This is a genomic window from Ferruginibacter yonginensis (genome assembly GCF_042651465.1).
GTDB lineage: Bacteria > Bacteroidota > Bacteroidia > Chitinophagales > Chitinophagaceae > Ferruginibacter > Ferruginibacter yonginensis.
On sequence record NZ_JBHSCZ010000001.1, the window covers coordinates 124,759 to 141,903 of the forward strand.

Annotated in this window: 11 protein-coding genes; 2 read left to right on the top strand and 9 right to left on the bottom strand. The window is 34.5% G+C overall.

Annotation, left to right across the window (positions count from 1 at the left end):
- Positions 1–121 precede the first annotated feature (121 nt).
- Positions 122–3,745, bottom strand: coding sequence for a DNA polymerase III subunit alpha (gene dnaE / locus ACFOWM_RS00555; RefSeq protein WP_379705537.1), 3,624 nt, complete (start codon positions 3,743–3,745; stop codon positions 122–124).
- Between the two features lie 408 nt (positions 3,746–4,153).
- Between dnaE and ACFOWM_RS00560 the strand changes: the two genes are divergently transcribed.
- Positions 4,154–4,840, top strand: coding sequence for a C40 family peptidase (locus ACFOWM_RS00560; RefSeq protein WP_379705540.1), 687 nt, complete (start codon positions 4,154–4,156; stop codon positions 4,838–4,840).
- Between the two features lie 74 nt (positions 4,841–4,914).
- Here the strand turns inward: ACFOWM_RS00560 and ACFOWM_RS00565 are convergent, their stop codons facing one another.
- Entirely contained in the window at positions 4,915–6,588 is a 1,674-nt protein-coding gene (locus ACFOWM_RS00565; protein ID WP_379705543.1) for a M1 family metallopeptidase, read from the bottom strand.
- Between the two features lie 116 nt (positions 6,589–6,704).
- On the opposite strand from ACFOWM_RS00565, the gene ACFOWM_RS00570 reads away from it, so the two are divergent.
- Positions 6,705–8,339, top strand: a complete 1,635-nt coding sequence (locus ACFOWM_RS00570) for an ABC transporter substrate-binding protein (protein ID WP_379705546.1) — start codon at positions 6,705–6,707, stop codon at positions 8,337–8,339.
- A gap of 46 nt (positions 8,340–8,385) precedes the next feature.
- On the opposite strand, the gene ACFOWM_RS00575 is transcribed toward ACFOWM_RS00570, so the two are convergent.
- The 7 genes from ACFOWM_RS00575 to ACFOWM_RS00605 all read right to left on the bottom strand — a co-directional run bounded on the left by ACFOWM_RS00575 (position 8,386) and on the right by ACFOWM_RS00605 (position 17,144).
- Complete coding sequence (locus ACFOWM_RS00575) at positions 8,386–11,028, bottom strand: T9SS type A sorting domain-containing protein (RefSeq protein WP_379705549.1); 2,643 nt, start codon at positions 11,026–11,028, stop codon at positions 8,386–8,388.
- A 369-nt stretch (positions 11,029–11,397) separates the two neighbouring features.
- Positions 11,398–11,931, bottom strand: a complete 534-nt coding sequence (gene msrA, locus ACFOWM_RS00580) for a peptide-methionine (S)-S-oxide reductase MsrA (RefSeq protein ID WP_379705552.1) — start codon at positions 11,929–11,931, stop codon at positions 11,398–11,400.
- A 38-nt stretch (positions 11,932–11,969) separates the two neighbouring features.
- Complete coding sequence (locus ACFOWM_RS00585; RefSeq protein WP_379705555.1) at positions 11,970–12,908, bottom strand: hypothetical protein; 939 nt, start codon at positions 12,906–12,908, stop codon at positions 11,970–11,972.
- A 71-nt stretch (positions 12,909–12,979) separates the two neighbouring features.
- The gene (locus tag ACFOWM_RS00590) at positions 12,980–14,227 is read right to left on the bottom strand and encodes an HAD-IIIA family hydrolase (protein WP_379705558.1); all 1,248 of its coding nucleotides are present in this window, start codon (positions 14,225–14,227) and stop codon (positions 12,980–12,982) included.
- A 3-nt stretch (positions 14,228–14,230) separates the two neighbouring features.
- Positions 14,231–14,806: a D-sedoheptulose 7-phosphate isomerase gene (gene gmhA, locus ACFOWM_RS00595; RefSeq protein WP_379705561.1), complete on the bottom strand. Its 576-nt coding sequence runs from the start codon at positions 14,804–14,806 to the stop codon at positions 14,231–14,233.
- Positions 14,807–14,958: 152 nt separating this feature from the next.
- Positions 14,959–15,990: a GHMP family kinase ATP-binding protein gene (locus tag ACFOWM_RS00600; RefSeq protein WP_379705564.1), complete on the bottom strand. Its 1,032-nt coding sequence runs from the start codon at positions 15,988–15,990 to the stop codon at positions 14,959–14,961.
- Positions 15,991–15,992: 2 nt separating this feature from the next.
- Positions 15,993–17,144 (bottom strand): glycosyltransferase, encoded by a 1,152-nt coding sequence (locus ACFOWM_RS00605; RefSeq protein WP_379705567.1) that lies wholly within the window; start codon positions 17,142–17,144, stop codon positions 15,993–15,995.
- Position 17,145 lies beyond the last annotated feature (1 nt).

Below are 17,145 nucleotides of genomic sequence, written 5' to 3' on the forward strand. Positions count from 1 at the left end.
TAATTTATTGTAAAAGGCTTTCGCCAATAAGTTTTGTACAAATCTATAACCACAAATTTTAATTGCAGTATTGACATATCCACAATGGTGGAATAAGTGCATCATAATGCAAAAAAGTCAGCTATGCTGTCATTACGCTTACGCCAATATCAATTCGGTTGTTTAAAAAGCTGATTAAATCATCATTGAGTGTAAAATTATTTTTCATGGTGTATAAGTTGGCTTTTACACCTTCAACAGCATCGGTAACTTGAAATTTCAATACAGCGGTGCCAGGGTTATTTTGTACATTATGTTCAATAAAATCAATAAAATGTTCTGTAACAGCTTCTGGCGCTACTTCTATTTTTACTTCTTTGGTTATGGTTGATTTGATGGTTTCAAGTAAATGTAATTTGCTTATTTTAAACTCATAGTTATCTGTATTGAAACGAGTTTTAAAAGCACCTTCTATCATGATGATGATGCCTTTGTCAAAATAATCATTGTATCGGTTATAATCTTCTGAAAACAAAGCAAATTCAGCTTTGCCACTATAATCTTCTATGCTCAAAATACCGAAATTTTTACCCGTTTTGGTTACACGATGTTGCCCATCTGTTACCAAACCTGCTAGTCTAAATGTTTTAGTAGTTGGTGGAACACCGTTCGATAAATTATTTTTTACCTCTAAAAAATCAGCAATGGAATCAATATTATAATAGGCTAATTCAAATTTAAAATTATCGAGTGGGTGGCCACTCATGTACATACCGGTAACTTCTTTTTCAAAATTTAATTTCTCAATTAATTGCCATTCATCGCAATTCGCCAATTTTGGCGGCATAATTTCTGGCATTTGCAAATCGCCAAACAGCGTATTGGCAGCACCTGCGGCTTGCGATTGGTAAACGGCACCAAATTTTGCAATTTTTTCAAGCGCCATTACATCACCCGGTGCTTGAAATAAATATTGGGCCCTGTGCATATCAGTAAAGCCATCAAAAGCGCCACTGTAAATTAAACTCTCCAATGTTTTTTTACTTACAGCTCTGAGGTTCACTCTTTTTACCAAATCAAAAATGTTGGTGAATTTGCCATTTTTATTACGTTCTTCAATAATACTTTCAATAGCATTTTCACCTACGCCTTTCATTCCACTAAATCCAAACCGAATTTGCCCTAGTTCATTTACGGCAAAACCATTTTGCGATTCATTAATATCAGGCCCTAACACTTTAATACCCATACGTTTACACTCCTCCATAAAGAAGGTGATTTTTTCAATGCTACCGGCATTGTTTAGTACTGCCGCCATATACTCAGCAGGGTAGTGGGCTTTTAAATAGGCCGTTTGATAGGCTACAAAAGCGTAACATACCGCATGCGATTTGTTAAATGCGTATTGTGCAAAGGCTTCCCAATCGGTCCAAATTTTTTCCAATACTTTTTCAGGGTGACCGTTCTTTTTAGCACCTTCCATGAAGTTGCCCTTCATTTTATCAAGCGTTTTACGGTCTTTTTTACCCATGGCTTTACGTAAAATATCAGCTTGACCCATACTAAAGCCGCCGAGTTTACGTGATAGCAACATTACCTGCTCTTGATACACGGTAATACCATAGGTTTCTTCTAAGTACTCTTGCATTTCAGGCAAATCATAACTAACTTCTTGCCTGCCATGTTTACGTGCTACAAAATCAGGTATATAAGCCATAGGGCCTGGACGGTACAAGGCGTTCATGGCAATAAGGTCACCAAATTTATCAGGCTTTAGTTCACGTAAATATTTTTGCATACCAGCACTTTCAAATTGAAAAGTAGCGTTGGTATCTCCTTGTCGGTATAAAGCATAGGTTTTTTCGTCATCTAAAGGAATTTCATCAATTTTAATATCAACACCGTGGTTGCGTTTGATGATTTGTAGGGCCGATTTTAAAATACTCAGGGTTTTTAACCCTAAAAAGTCCATTTTGATAACGCCGGCTTCTTCAATAGAATTTCCTTCAATTTGGGTAAGCCATAGTTCAGATTCTTTAGATGTTGCTACGGGTAAAAGCTCCGTTAAATCTTTTGGGGCGATGATGATGGCTGAGGCATGTATACCTGTGTTTCTCACCGAGCCTTCTAGTTTTTCGGCATCTTTTAATACACTAGCTAGTGCATCATTTCCATTATAAAATTCACGAAGTTTTTTAACTTTTTCAACATCATCTGGCGCTAATTGCTCTTTATCTTCCAACGATTTTTCACCATCAATGGCTTCTTTTTTGGTGAATGGTGCTCTTAACAATCGTTTCAAATTCATGCCAGGCCGTTCAGGTACTAAGCCAGAGAGTTGCCTACTTTGAATAAGCGGTAAATCCATTACCCTTGCCACATCGGCAATACTACTTTTCGCCGCCATGGTACCATAGGTAATAATTTGTGCCACCTGGTTTTTGCCATATTTATCAACTACATAATCAATCACTTTTTGCCTGCCTTCATCATCAAAATCCGTATCAATATCGGGCATTGATTTACGTTCGGGATTTAAGAAACGCTCAAAAAGTAAGCTGTATTTTATGGGGTCAATGTTGGTGATGCCAATACAATATGCCACCACACTACCTGCGGCTGAGCCACGGCCCGGACCAATAAAAACACCGATTTCTCTACCAGCTTTAATGAAGTCGCTCACAATTAAGAAGTAACCAGCAAAGCCCATATCTTTAATAACGCCTAATTCAAACTGTATACGTTCTTCTGCTGCTGGTGTTAATATTTGGTAGCGGTTTTTTGCACCTGCCCATGTAATGCTTTCCAAGTATTCATCTTGCGACTTAAAGTTGGATGGAACCGTAAAATGGGGTAATAAAATATCTCTCTTTAAATCAAGTAAATCAACTTTGCTAACAATTTCATTGGTATTATCAATAGCTTCTGGTAAATCTTTAAATACATCAATCATTTGTGCTTGTGTTTTAAAGAAAAACTGATCGTTAGGGAAGGCGAAGCGTTTGTTTTTCATGCCTGCATCATCATCTGCAAACTCTCTCATGGCAGGCGTACTTTGCTTTTCGCCGGTATTTATACAGAGTAAAATATCGTGTGCATTAAAATCTTCTTGCTCAACATAATGGCTATCATTACTAGCAATAACTTTTACATTGTACTTTTTAGCAAATTTTAGTAAGATGTTGTTTACTTTGTCTTGTTCGGCCATGCCATGGCGTTGTAACTCCACATAATAATCATCTTGAAAAATATTGAGCCACCATTTAAACTCGTTTTCTCCTTCTGCTTCGCCTTTTTTTAAAATAGTTTGAGGCACCAAAGCACCTAAACAACATGTAGTAGCAATAAGGCCTTCATGGTATTTGTGAATGAGTTGTTTATCAATACGAGGGTATTTACTGTACATACCTTCTATATAACCAAGCGAAGTAAGTTTTACTAAGTTTTTATAACCTTGTTCATTTTTTGCTAGTAAAATTTGGTGATGCCGAGGGTCACGTTCATCTTTACTGAAGGTTTTTCTGGTTCTATCGGTAGTGATGTAAAATTCGCAACCAACAATAGGTTTTACTTTTAAGGTGCCATCATCATTTTTATGTTTATAGGCTTCTTTTACAAATTCAAAGGCACCAAACATATTACCATGATCACTTATAGCTAAGGCAGGCATACCATCTTTAATGGCTTTTTTATATAAATTACTGATAGATGCTGCACCATCTAATAACGAAAACTGTGTATGAACGTGTAAGTGAGAAAAATTCATAAATACAAATAAGCTTATTTTAAAAACCTGCGTCTGCAAATATCGGCTTTATAAAGTGGTTTTTAAAACTAGGTTTTTCACAAAAACATGGTTATATCGTTTATAAAAGTTTTAGCAGAAAACGGTTTTGCTTTATAATTAAATAACATCAAACCATAACTTAATATATAATAACAAAATTTAATGTTATTTGGTTGTGATTAGGTATAAATGTTAAAACTGAATTATTTTAAAGTTCCAAACCTTATTTTTTGGTACTTTTGCAACTCTTAGGATAGAAATATTATTATTAATTGGTGTAAGACAAAGGGATAACAGACAGGAAAAAATCGATAGATAAGCAAGGAAATTAAAGAAGCACAAAAAACAAAAGAGGAGCGTCTTCTACGTAAAATCAACTTTTAACGTATGAAAAACTTACTATTTGTTGCTGTTGCGCTAAGCGTTTTTACAGTTACTTCATTAACAGCATCAGCCCAAAAAAATAAAAACTTTTTTGCTGATGCAAACAAAATGGTGGATGGCATGATGTTTTTGCCAACACAACAATTATCAAAGCAAGCTGCAGTTAGCTATAATGCAATAAAACAAAACATTGCTCCTGTAGTTACTATGGCCACTGAACTTTGTAATAAGTTACATTTTAAATATGCACAACTTTTAAATAGAGATGTTGAATATTTAACCAATACATCATTACTTAGTTTTATTGATGAATGGTGGGGCACTCGTTACAGGTATGGTGGTTCAACCAAGAGTGGTATTGATTGTAGCAGTTTTACAGGTTTATTGATGGGTACCGTTTTTGGTTTTGCTTTGCCAAGAACAGCACGAGAGCAATATGCTAGTTGTACTAAACTATCTTTTAACGAAATGGCTGAAGGCGATTTAGTATTTTTTAATACAAGAGGAGGTGTAAGTCATGTAGGTGTTTATTTAGGAGATGGTTATTTTGTTCACTCTAGCAGTCATGATGGAGTAACCATAAGCAATATCAGTGAAAACTACTATGCTAAAAGGTTTATCGCCGGTGGAAGGCCATTGGCCATTGCCGCACTTAAAAATACAAATGATGCTGATTGTGGAAGCAACTAACATCAATTTAAAATAGTACGAAAAACCCCAGTTACATTACTGGGGTTTTTTATTTATACTATTTCAAAAATGGTTTATAACTGTTGTTTTGCGTTGATATAAAAATTGTCGTTTACAATAAATGTTTTGCCATCGAACGTATTTGTTGTTTTCATTTTTTTCCAACTGGTGGTTGGTGTAATCCATGTAAATTGATTGGCGGCGGTATCAGTAGCTACCTTAATTGGTAATATAAAATTTGGTACTACATTATCCCATTTGTAGCTGATGGTTTTACCATCTATTTTATACAACAAGGTAGGTACGTTTATGGTACGTAAATATTGATTAAATACACCAGTTAAAGGAAGTTTTAATTTTTTACTAATGTAAGTTTCAACTAATTGTGTGGTAACTGTTTTATGGTAAAAATCTTTATTTAAGCCTAAGAGTAAATCTCTAAATTGAGCATCATTTTTACAAAGTTGGCGTATCATATGTATAAGGTTTGCACCTTTATAATACATATCGCCACTACCTTCTTTATTTACACCGTAAGGGCCAATAATGGGTTCATCGTTTGAAATATTATTGCGTAACCCTTTTAAATAAGTATCGCCAGCCTTAGTACCCCAATAATAATCAGTAAACAACACTTCACTGTAATTTGTAAAACCTTCATGCACCCACATATCAGCAATATCGTTGGTGCAAATACTATTGGCAAACCATTCATGGCCACTTTCATGAACAATAATAAAATCCCATTTAAGGCCTTCACCCGTGCCAGATAAATCTCTGCCAGCGTACCCCATTTTGTAACCATTACCATAAGCAATTGCACTTTGGTGTTCCATACCTAAGTGTGGTGCTTCTACCAACTGAAAACCATCTTCATAAAAGGGGTAAGGGCCAAACCAATATTCAAACGCTTTCATCATTTTTGGCGCATCAGTAAATTGTTTTTTTGCTTTTGTAAGGTTGTAAGGCATAACCCAATAATCCATATTTAAAGTGCCTTTTACACCTGCATATTTCTCTGAAAAAGATACATATTTACCGATGTAAGGAATAATACAATAGTTGTTAATAGGATTTTTAACCGTCCAAGTGTATTGTGTAAAACCATTGCCCAGTGCCAGTTTATTAATTAAACGCCCATTACCTATGCCCACTAAAGTATCTGGTACAATAATGTTTAATGTAGCACCACTATCAGGTTTATCGCTTTGAATATCTTTACAAGGGTACCATACACTAGCACCGAGGCCTTGGCAAGCAACGGTCATCCAAGGGTTGCCATTCAAATCTTTTTTAAATACCCAACCGCCATCCCAAGGGGCTCTTACGGCTTCTTTTGGTTTGCCATGAAAATAAAAGGTGAGTGTTTGTATGCCAGGTTTAATTTTATAACGAGCAGCAGTATCTCTAAACATTAACCAGTACACGTTACCCTCTCTATTAAAAGTGTATTTTTTTTCATTGCCTACTACACTATCTAAAATCATTGGTTGTTGTAAATCTATTTGCATTAAAGTAGCACCTTCATCAAAAAACTGTAACACATTTTTACCTTCTATGGTTTTTTGAGTGTAGTTGGGTTGTACAGTAATGTTGTAATGCAGTACATTCCATTTTTGACGAAATGGACCGTTACTACCACGTAACGTATCAGCCTTGGTGAACACTGCTTTTGCAGCACCTAACTGTGCGTTTGCGTAAATGCCAATAAATAAAACGATGCAAACGGTTATTATTTTTTTTATCATTTTTTGAAGTTGCTTATTTAAAAATGAAATTAATGATGTTTGCACAAAACGAAAGTATAAATTTGATTATCGGCAACAGTATTTGTTGATTTTAAATGATACATTAATTATGTTAGATGAAAAATAGCGGTATAATATTTTGTTGGTTGATGATAGCTACAACTTTGTTGCTTATTGGTTGTACGCAACACCAACATCCAGATAAAATGATTTTTCGGTATAACGAATCTAGTGGCATCGCTTCACTTGATCCTGCTTTTGCTAAAAACCAATCTATCATGTGGGCAGTGCACCAATTGTACAGTACACTAGTTGTGGTTGATGAGCAACTTCAAATAAAACCAAGTGTAGCCAAGCATTGGGTGTTTAGTGATGATGCAACTGTACTTACTTTTTATTTAAGGGATGATGTATTTTTTGTTGATGATGCCTGTTTTAAAAATGGAAAAGGAAGGAAGTTAGTAGCTGCTGATGTGGTGTATAGTTTTAATAGAATAATGGATTCACAAACGGCTAGCCCAGGTGCATGGATTTTTAATAATAGAGTAGCAGCGCAACAACCATTTACCGCCATAAACGATACAACTTTTCAAATAAGGTTGCAACAACCATTTCAACCTATATTGGGTATTATGAGTATGCAATATTGTAGCATTGTACCGCATGAAGCAGTGGCGTTTTATAAAAATGATTTTAGGCGACATGCTGTAGGCAGTGGACCATTTAAAATGGTGGCTTGGGATGAAGGCCAAGCATTGGTATTAACAAAAAACAATCAATATTTTGAAAAAGATGTTGATGGTAAACAACTACCTTATTTAGATGGGGTATATGTAAGTTTTTATGATAGTAAGGCAACAGAGTTTTTGGTATTTCAGCAAGGGAATATTGATTTTATTAATGATATTGATCCATCGTTTAAAGATGAAATACTGAGCAAAACCGGACAATTAAAAAAGGAGTGGCAGGGTAAAATCAACCTGCAAAAACATCCATATTTAAACATAGAGTATTTTGGTATTTTAATGGATACAGCCAATGCACTCGTAAAAACTTCGCCTTTAAAAATACAACAAATTAGGCAAGCCATAAATTATGGTATCGACAAAAATAAAATGATGTTATACCTACGTAACTCAGTAGGAACCGCTGCTTTGAGTGGTTTTGTGCCAAAGGGGTTACCTTCTTTTAATGATACTTTGGTGAAAGGCTACAACTATAATCCTGCAAAAGCAAAAGCCCTTATTAACGCAGCAGGTTTTAGTAGTGTAAACCCTATGCCAACGGTTACTTTACTTACCATACCCATTTATGCAAATTTGGCTAACTATATTGCCAGTGAGTTAAATTTAATAGGCATTTCTATAAAAGTGGAAGTTGTACAAAAGAGTTTGTTACTTGAACTTACCTCACAATCAAAAGCATTATTTTTTAGAGGAAGTTGGATTGCTGACTACCCTGATGCAGAAAATTATTTGAGTGTTTTTTATAGTAAAAATCCGGCTCCACCCAATTATACTCGTTTTAAAAATTTAGCGTTTGATTCATTGTATGAAAAAGCGCTACAAACTGTAAATGATAGTACTCGTTACAAATTGTACCAACAAATGGATGCGATTATTATTGAAAATGCACCTGTTGTTCCGCTTTGGTACGATGAGGCCATTCATTTGGTGCAACCTAATGTTGAGCAATTTGCGCCAAATAGTTTAAATATGTTAGAACTTAAACGGGTAAAAAAAAGGCAGTAACAAAAATGTTACCGCCTCTTTTGTTTTATGGATTGTATTAAGAAAATTATTTTTTAATAATCTTCTTAATTAGTTTTTCATCACCTGTGTTCAATTCTAACATGTATGAACCAGATGCTAAGTTGTTCAAGTCATTTAATACAACAATATTTTCGCCTCTTTGTAAAGTAACTTTTCTATTCAATACCTCTTTACCATCGAATGATAATATTCTGCATTGTGCAACGGTCACGATTGCTGAGTTATATGAAATTTTAATATTGTCTTCAAATGGATTAGGGAAAACACTCAACGAATTGTTTAAAGCACCTTTAACCCTTAAAGCAATGATTTTTGAATAAGTAGCCCTGCCCGATAAATCAACAATTTTTAAGCGATAGTACACAATAGATGCATTCATTGCTTTTTTATCATTGTAGCTATACAATTGTGTAGTTGTAGTTGTACCATTACCTGCAACCGTACCTAATTTCACAAAGTTTACACCATCGTCACTTCTTTCAACATCAAAATAATCATTGTTTAATTCATTTTCGGTTGACCATGTTAAGTAACCAAAGTTGTTAACCAAAGCTGCTTTAAAGTCAAGTAAGGTAACAGCTAAAGTGGTATTAGGGGCTATTAACGCTGTACCATCATCTGTAAATACATCTCCTGCTTGTGAGTTTGTGGTAATACGGGCTGTGTTAATAACTGCACCTGTAACACTATTTGCTGTTACTTTCAAAGTTACCGTGTATACACCACCAACAGGTAATTGTCCACCAGCTGTACTTGTAGCGCCAGTTCCAATATTGAATTTCAAAAAGGTTTTACCATTTTGCGTTCCTTTTGATGCAAAATCTCCATCAACATTATCCGTTTGTGGCGTTGGTACCAATATACCCGGAGCAGCAACAATAACCATTGAGTTGGCTTTGTAAGTTACATTGCTTGGTAAAGTATCAATAATAACAGCATTGTAAGCAGTACCAGGGCCGAGATTTGAACCTGTTAACGTATAAGTAAGCTCTTCACTAGGTTCTAATAAACCATTTAAATTTGCATCAACTACAGTCTTATTTAAAGTAATTACAGGGTCTTTCATTAAAATTTGAAAAGCAAAAACACTAGGGAAATATTGATCAGCTTCAGTACCAAACTCAATTTTTACGGTAGTAGCATTTGGTAAAATGCCATACCCGCTTCCAACTTGTACTTCATCAATATCAATACCCATTTGGTTAGAATAGTTTGGATTTTTTGAAGTTACAAAAGCACCATTTTTTGATATAGTACCGTTCCAAAAGTTGGTAACTGGGTTAACAGCATTGCTTACTGCAATATCATTTACTTTAATATAATCACCAGCAGGGCTGTTAGTACTAGCTCCTAAATTAGCATCACCTTCCCAAACCATAGTACTCATTATAGCATCGCCTAATGCAAGTGTATTACTTGGTACATTTAACCCAGTTAAGTTAACTACTTGAGTTACTTGTGAACCTGAGTTAAATACTTGAGAAAAACCATCATATATTCTTACACTATTGTATGGTCGAGCTAAATTTTCATAAGCGATCATAATACACCATCCACCATAATTACCACCACCTGAAGTAGAACCTGCATTTACAGGTATATTCGCAACAGTGTATGTACCTACTCCATTACCTTGTATAAAACTCGTAATATCAACATATGATTGATAAGCAATATCGCCAGATGCTAATACTTGCTGATCAGTACTTGTGCTAGCTGCAATTAAACTGGTATAAATACCTGAGTTGCCTTTTCTTATTTTAACTTTTTTCAAGGTATCTGCAACCGCTGCTATTGTAGATGAAATTCTTCCTCCCCAATACAAACGAGCAAACTTAATAGTGTTAGTACCAGAAGGTAAAACCAAATCAGCCGATGATGCATTTGATGGGTTAAAAGGTGTGGCTCTAAGGCTCATATCAAAAAAGCAATCAGAACTATTAGCGTTATTTTGATGTATTTCAACCGCAATAACATTGTTACCATTTACGAATGAGGTAATGGGTAAACTTAAAGTTTCGTTATTGGTGGCTGAATTGTTTGACGCTAATGTGTTGTAGGTGATAGTGCCAGATGGCATATTTGACCTTTTTACTTCTACGCCATTAACATAAATAACAATACCATCATCGTAACTATACGTAAAGTTTAAATTTGTGTACGCAGCTGTGTTAGCAATGTTAATATTTTTTAAGAAATAATGTGTTCGTGCACTTGGTATGGTAACCGTTTGTGATGCGCCATAACCAAATGTTCCGGTTGCACTTACCCAATTTGTTGTAGGGTTAGCAAGTGTACGCCATGCAGTACCTTGGTCGCTATTAGGATTGTTGTAAAACCAATTAGATGCACTGTTGAAAATATTTACAACAGGTAAGGTAGCATCGATTAATACGGGCTGTATATTTTCACCATCATTACCGTACTGACTGAACCCTAAGCCACCAACCCCATTTGAGGCAACCGATGATTCATTCATTTTTGTGGTGTTAGCAACATTGTTATCAACAATGTGTGTAATGGTATTTCCAAAAATAGCGGTACCGCCTTTTAAGTTTTGTGAAAATACTTGGGTGTAAGGTCGAATGTTTTGAGCATACATTTGTGCACAAACCATTGTTGAAATAACACAAATAAGTGTAATTTTTTTGAAAGTAGAAGTAAGCATTTTTAAATTTTTAAAAGTTTAAAAAAGGCTCACAGGAAATAAAAATGTTTTTTAAAGATGATCTTTAGATAGATATTAGATTTCAACATTCAAAAAATGTTGCACTTTGGATTGCCTAAGATTGTATATACTCATTAGTAAAATTACTAATAGTTGGGGGCTAAAAAGAGTATTTATACTTAGGGTGCAAACATACTATATTTTTTAAGACAAAAACAAATTAAATACACGAAACCTTAAAATAAGTATATGAAATTACTATTCTGGTATATAAAATGACAAAAATCTGATACTTAATTAAAATATATTTAAGTAATATTTAATGTATGTTGTTTCGGGATTTACTTATTTTTTGAGAAAATATATTTTTTAGGATTTTTTTTGTGCTAAATATTTTTCAACTTTTGGCCTAATTACAAATTGACAATAACCGGCCGTTTTATTATTGTTATAATAATTTTGATGATAATCTTCTGCCTTATAAAAAACGGTAAACGGTTCAATAATTGTAACTACTTCGTTTTTAAATATTTTTTGTTCGTTTAGTTGTTGCTTAAAAGCAGTAGCAATTTCTTTTTGAATATCGTTATGATAAAAAATGATGCTTCTGTATTGTGTACCCACATCATTACCTTGTCGGTTTAGGGTAGTGGGGTCGTGTGATTCCCAAAAAACTTTTAATAAAGCATCGTATGGTAAAATGGTATTATCAAAAGTAATTTGCAAACACTCAGCATGGTTGGTGGTACCTGTACAAATATCTTTATAAGTAGGGTTAATAGTATCTCCGCCACTGTAGCCACTTTCTACTTTAATTACACCAGGCACTAATTGAAAAACGGCTTCCGTACACCAAAAGCAACCGTTCCCTAACGTTGCTATTTCTATATTGTTTGAATTCATTTGTTACAAAGTTTAGTTGTTACCAATATATACGATGATTATTGGTTTTCCCTTTCACCACCTTTTAATTGGCTATCGTCAATATTACCTTTTGTATCTCTTATAGGTTTAGGTATGATGTATTTTTGAGGAGGAGCCCCACCAAATATATTTTTTGAATGTATCCATTTTCCGTTGGTCCATTTAAAGCCTTCATATTCACCATCGGGTACCAATGTATATTTCTTTTTAATATCGCCTGTTTCCGAAAATAATTCGTCAAAAATTACCGCATCGTAATCTGGGTCAAATGTTAAACGGGGAGAAGCTTCTTTTTTGAACTCCATAATAAATCTCGATGCATTTTTGGGATAATTACTTCCATTTTCCATCACAAATAATTTATTACCAAAAATGGGTTCGCCGTTTACAAATTCTAACACATCCATAATTTTTTTATCGCTTCTGATATTGTTTTCATCAAAACCAAATAAAGTGTAAATATTACGACCATTTAGTTGCTTTTGAATGATTTTGTAATATACGGCACCCATCCAACCTTCATTGTTACCAATGGTATCAGCCATGTTGGTGGTTACGTCAGATTTGTCAATGAGTGCAAAACGCTTAAATGAACCATCTTTTGTACGCATTTGAATGGCACCGTGTTGCCGTACTGTATTTTCGTTGATCACTAATTGCCATGTGTAAATTCTAAAGCTACTATCGGGTGCATATAATTTTGAAACGTTGATGATGGAGTCAAACGGAAAGTAAAAGGAATAAGGTGTTTTTAATGCCCTAACCAATACTCTAGTAAATAAACTATCCGCTGTAAACCTATCTGCAGCACTACGGCCTTGTACTATTTTTAAACCAATGGTTTTTAGTGAATCTTCTTTTTTCTGCAAAAATTTATAATCTGTTTTGTTGATGTACTGGGCAGTTGATTGAAAGCCAATACAAGCAATCATAAAACAAGTAAAAATATATTTCATAAAGTAAATATATAAAATGAAGCCGCTATTTTGGTGGCAAGCAATATTAAGAAGCTATTTTTAACGAAAGCTTATCGTAATTGTTGGGCAAAGTCAATTAGGGTATTAAAAACGGCATCTATCCGACTGTCAGTTGTATCAACCTCTGGTCGGGTGGTAGTTAAAAAAACTGTTTTTATACCTAGGTTTCTGCCAAACTGCATATCACTTAATGTATTACCCACCATTACCGCTTTTTGTAAATCAATATCTTTAAAATGTTCAATAGCTTGTAAACCCATGCCAGGGTTAGGTTTACGGTTATTACTCTCAATATCTTTACAATAGTAAATAGCATCAATTCGTCCGCCATGCGCTTCAATAGCAGCCTGCATGTTTTGATGAATGTTAATAACATCCTCTTCTTTAGTAACCCCTTTACCAATACCTTTTTGGTTGGTAACTACAATGATGTATTTAAAGGTAGATGCAAATATTTTAAAGGCATCAAATATACCATCATAAAACTGAAATTCATCCCATGTATGAATATAATCATCTAACTTTTCATGGTTAATTACACCATCTCTGTCAATGAAAAGTGTCCAATCTTCGTCAATGCCTAAGGTTTCAATCATAAATTGTTGTTTAAAATCAACTTGTGCTTTAAAGTAATCAGCTGGCACACCAATATCAATAAAATAACCATTATCAACATATGCGCCTAATGTATGCTGTGGTGCTTGTAACTTTAAATAGTCATTTTCAAATGAAAATTGCGCTGGTAAAACTGCATTTAAAAATGCATTTTTGTAGATGATGTATACACCTCCGTTTATAAAGCCGTTTGCTATAATTACTTTTTCGTTGAAGGCGGTAATAATATATTGCTCATTAAAATTAACTGTACCATACCTTTCAACTAGTTTCATAGGCTTTAACGCCAAAGTACATTGGGTTTGTAATGCCAAGTGTTGAGCGTATAAATTTTTATAATCAACCTTAAACAAAGTATCGCCATTAGTTACAAACACATGTTCGGTTTCACAAAAACTTAAGGCTTTTTTAATAGCACCGCCTGTGCCTAACGGTTCCTGCTCTATTGAAAAACTATGTTTTAATGTAGGAAATTGTTGCTGAATATAGTGTTGAACGCTATCGCTTTTATAACCCAATGCCCAAATAAAATGTGTAACACCTTGTTTAATTTGATATTGCACCAACCAATATAGAAAAGGTTTTGCTGATACTTGTGCCAAACATTTTGGTACAACAGGCACCGTATGTTGTAAACGAGTGCCAAGGCCGCCTGCTAATATGATACAAGTGTGGGGCAACATTAATTAAGCAAAATAGGCGGCTTCTACAAATTCACAAATAATATGACCCACTAAAATATGGCTCTCTTGAATACGTGGTGTGGTAGTGGAGGGTACGTTAATTAAATAATCGCAACTGTTTTTCATTTGTCCACCAGTTGCACCAGTAAAGCCAATGGTGATCATTCCTTTTTGTTGTGCAGCCTCAATAGCATTGATGATGTTAGCACTATTACCTGATGTACTAATGCCTATTAACACATCGCCTGGTTTACCAAAGCCTTTTACCATACGGGCATACACTACATCAAAACTATAATCGTTTGCAACGGCTGTTATGTAAGAGCTGTTTACATGTAAAGCCTCAGCTGGTAAAGCTTCTCTATCTTTATAAAAACGACCACTAAATTCAGCAGCTAAATGTTGTGCATCAGCAGCGCTGCCACCATTGCCACAAAACAATACTTTGTTGCCATTTTTAAAAGCAGTTGTTATTACAGTAACTACTTTTTCTATAGTTGCTAACAAGGTATCATCTTGTAAAATTTGTTGTTTTACTTTAATTGAAGCCGCTATAATATCTTTAATGGGTTGTTTCATTTTTATACTTTTTTAAAGTTGTAATGGTTGCAATTGGTTGAATATATGGTTAATATTTTTGCTGTTGCATTGTGCAAATTTAAATATTTACAGGGGTAATTTTAGATTTACTTGCGTAGGCAAAAATGAAGGTTTGTAAACAAGCTAAAAAGTTATAGGCAGTAATGGGCTAAACCATTTTTAGTAAATTCAAATGGTTGAATGCTACCACCAAAACGTAAAATTGTTTCTGCAACGTTATGTTTACAATTGTTGGGGCAATAAAAAATCATGAAACCTCCGCCACCTGCACCGCTAATTTTTCCACCTGTTGCACCGGCAGCTATAGCAGCATTATAAATTTGCTCAATAAAATCATTACTAATGTTATGAGCCATTTGTCTTTTTTGAGCAAAACCTGTATGTAATAATTCGCCCATTTGATCAATGTTATTTTCACTCAAAATAATTTGCATTTGTTGTGCTTGCTTTTTGAGTTGGTGCATGGCTTCAATACTGGGCAAGTTATTTTGCAATACATTGTTTACTTGCTCTGTTATAATGGTTGCACTGTCTCTAGTAGTATCAGTATAGTACAACAATAAATTATTTTGTAGTTGTTGTAGGGCAGTTTCATTCATAATAATGTTGTGTACATTAACAACATCATTTGGGTTAAAAACCATCATGTTAATACCACCGAAAGTTGCGGCATATTGATCTTGCCTACCACCAGCTAATTGCAATTCACATCTTTCAATATAATATGCCAAATGTGCAATATCATACTTAGAAAATGATAATTGATACAATTCTATAAATGCTCCAACCACCGCCACTACTAAGGTAGATGATGTTCCTAAACCAGAACCCAAAGGCGCATCAACTGATACTGTAATGTGTAAACCCTCTGGTACAACATCATCATTTTTTTGAAAATAATTATAAACGGCAATCACCAAATTAAATGAATGATTGTAGGGTAATATCTTTTGTAAAGGATAATGAACCCTTTCACCTGTTGATGTATTTTCAATGATGATGTTGGGCTCTTCAATAATAGTAATGCTACAGTGTGCATATAAAGAAATAGTGGCATTTACCACCACACCACCAAACATATCTGCATACGGACTCACATCTGTTCCACCACCAGCCAAACCAATACGTAGTGGCGCTTTACTATAAAATTTGCGGTAATTCATTGTTAAGCCAGGTCGTTTTTTTGGTTTGGATGAACGATGGCGTTTACTAAATTTTGCCAGCTAAGTGCTGGTTTGGCTTGTTTAATATTGTCGATAAAATATTGCGCATCATACTTAAAAAAAGCCAGTAGGCTTTCAGCAATAGCAGTAGGGTTGGGCGCTGTAACTAAGCCAATTTTTTCATGTGGTACCAATGATGGCAAGCCACCTACATTGGTTACAATCATAGGTATTTCAAAATGATAAGCTAGTGGTGTAACCCCACTTTGAGTGGCATTGCGATAAGGTTGTATCACTACATCTGCAGCGCAAAAATAATTGCGTACTTGATAATCGGGTATAAAATCAGTTTTTAAAATCAAATAATCTGCCAAGAGTAGCTCAGCAATTTGGGTATCAAATGGTTGTCTATCTTCATAAAATTCACCAGCAATTAACACTTTAAATGGAACTTTATTTTGTTGTTTTTTGATGATATTAATCGCATCTAACAACATATCAACGCCTTTGTATTTTCTGATAAACCCAAAAAATAATACAATTTTATCATTGTTTGTAATCCCTAAAGCGGCTCTAGCAGCCTCTTTGGTGATTTTTTCTCCAAAATTATCATACAACGGATGTGTAATAAACTGTGTAGGTTGCTGCTGTGTAAAGGTTTTTAAATCTGCTAATACTTGTTCACTCATTACAATAAAACGATCAACGGGTTTTATAAAATATTTTGTAAACAAGGTATCGCCTATGCGTTTTTCATGCGGAATAATATTATCAGCAATACAAACAATTTGAGTGTGTTTATTTTTTTTGATAATGCGTAAAATCGTTCCTAGGCATGGGCCCATAAACGGAATCCAATAACGTACCACTACAATATCGGGTCGTAATTTTTTTATTTGTCTACCAACTTTAAGCCAATTCAATGGGTTAACGGTATTTATAGCAACTGATATTTTTAAATCAGTAGGTGCAGGCTCATCAGAATATTGTGTAGTACCTGGAAATAAAAAATTGGGATACTGCAATGAAAAAGTAACAATGCTGGTTTGGTAACCTTGATGCATACACTCACGAGCCAGTCGCTCATTAAAAGTAGATAAACCGCCTCCACGTAAGGGATGAGCTGAACCTATGATGACTACTGAGGTTGGCATA

Bases quoted from the DNA above. Each gene is read 5' to 3' on its own strand.
- dnaE (WP_379705537.1), bottom strand. From the start codon at position 3,745: ATGAATTTTTCTCACTTACACGTTCATACACAGTTTTCGTTATTAGAT.
- ACFOWM_RS00560 (WP_379705540.1), top strand. From the start codon at position 4,154: ATGAAAAACTTACTATTTGTTGCTGTTGCGCTAAGCGTTTTTACAGTT.
- ACFOWM_RS00565 (WP_379705543.1), bottom strand. From the start codon at position 6,588: ATGATAAAAAAAATAATAACCGTTTGCATCGTTTTATTTATTGGCATT.
- ACFOWM_RS00570 (WP_379705546.1), top strand. From the start codon at position 6,705: ATGAAAAATAGCGGTATAATATTTTGTTGGTTGATGATAGCTACAACT.
- ACFOWM_RS00575 (WP_379705549.1), bottom strand. From the start codon at position 11,028: ATGCTTACTTCTACTTTCAAAAAAATTACACTTATTTGTGTTATTTCA.
- msrA (WP_379705552.1), bottom strand. From the start codon at position 11,931: ATGAATTCAAACAATATAGAAATAGCAACGTTAGGGAACGGTTGCTTT.
- ACFOWM_RS00585 (WP_379705555.1), bottom strand. From the start codon at position 12,908: ATGAAATATATTTTTACTTGTTTTATGATTGCTTGTATTGGCTTTCAA.
- ACFOWM_RS00590 (WP_379705558.1), bottom strand. From the start codon at position 14,227: ATGTTGCCCCACACTTGTATCATATTAGCAGGCGGCCTTGGCACTCGT.
- gmhA (WP_379705561.1), bottom strand. From the start codon at position 14,806: ATGAAACAACCCATTAAAGATATTATAGCGGCTTCAATTAAAGTAAAA.
- ACFOWM_RS00600 (WP_379705564.1), bottom strand. From the start codon at position 15,990: ATGAATTACCGCAAATTTTATAGTAAAGCGCCACTACGTATTGGTTTG.
- ACFOWM_RS00605 (WP_379705567.1), bottom strand. From the start codon at position 17,144: ATGCCAACCTCAGTAGTCATCATAGGTTCAGCTCATCCCTTACGTGGA.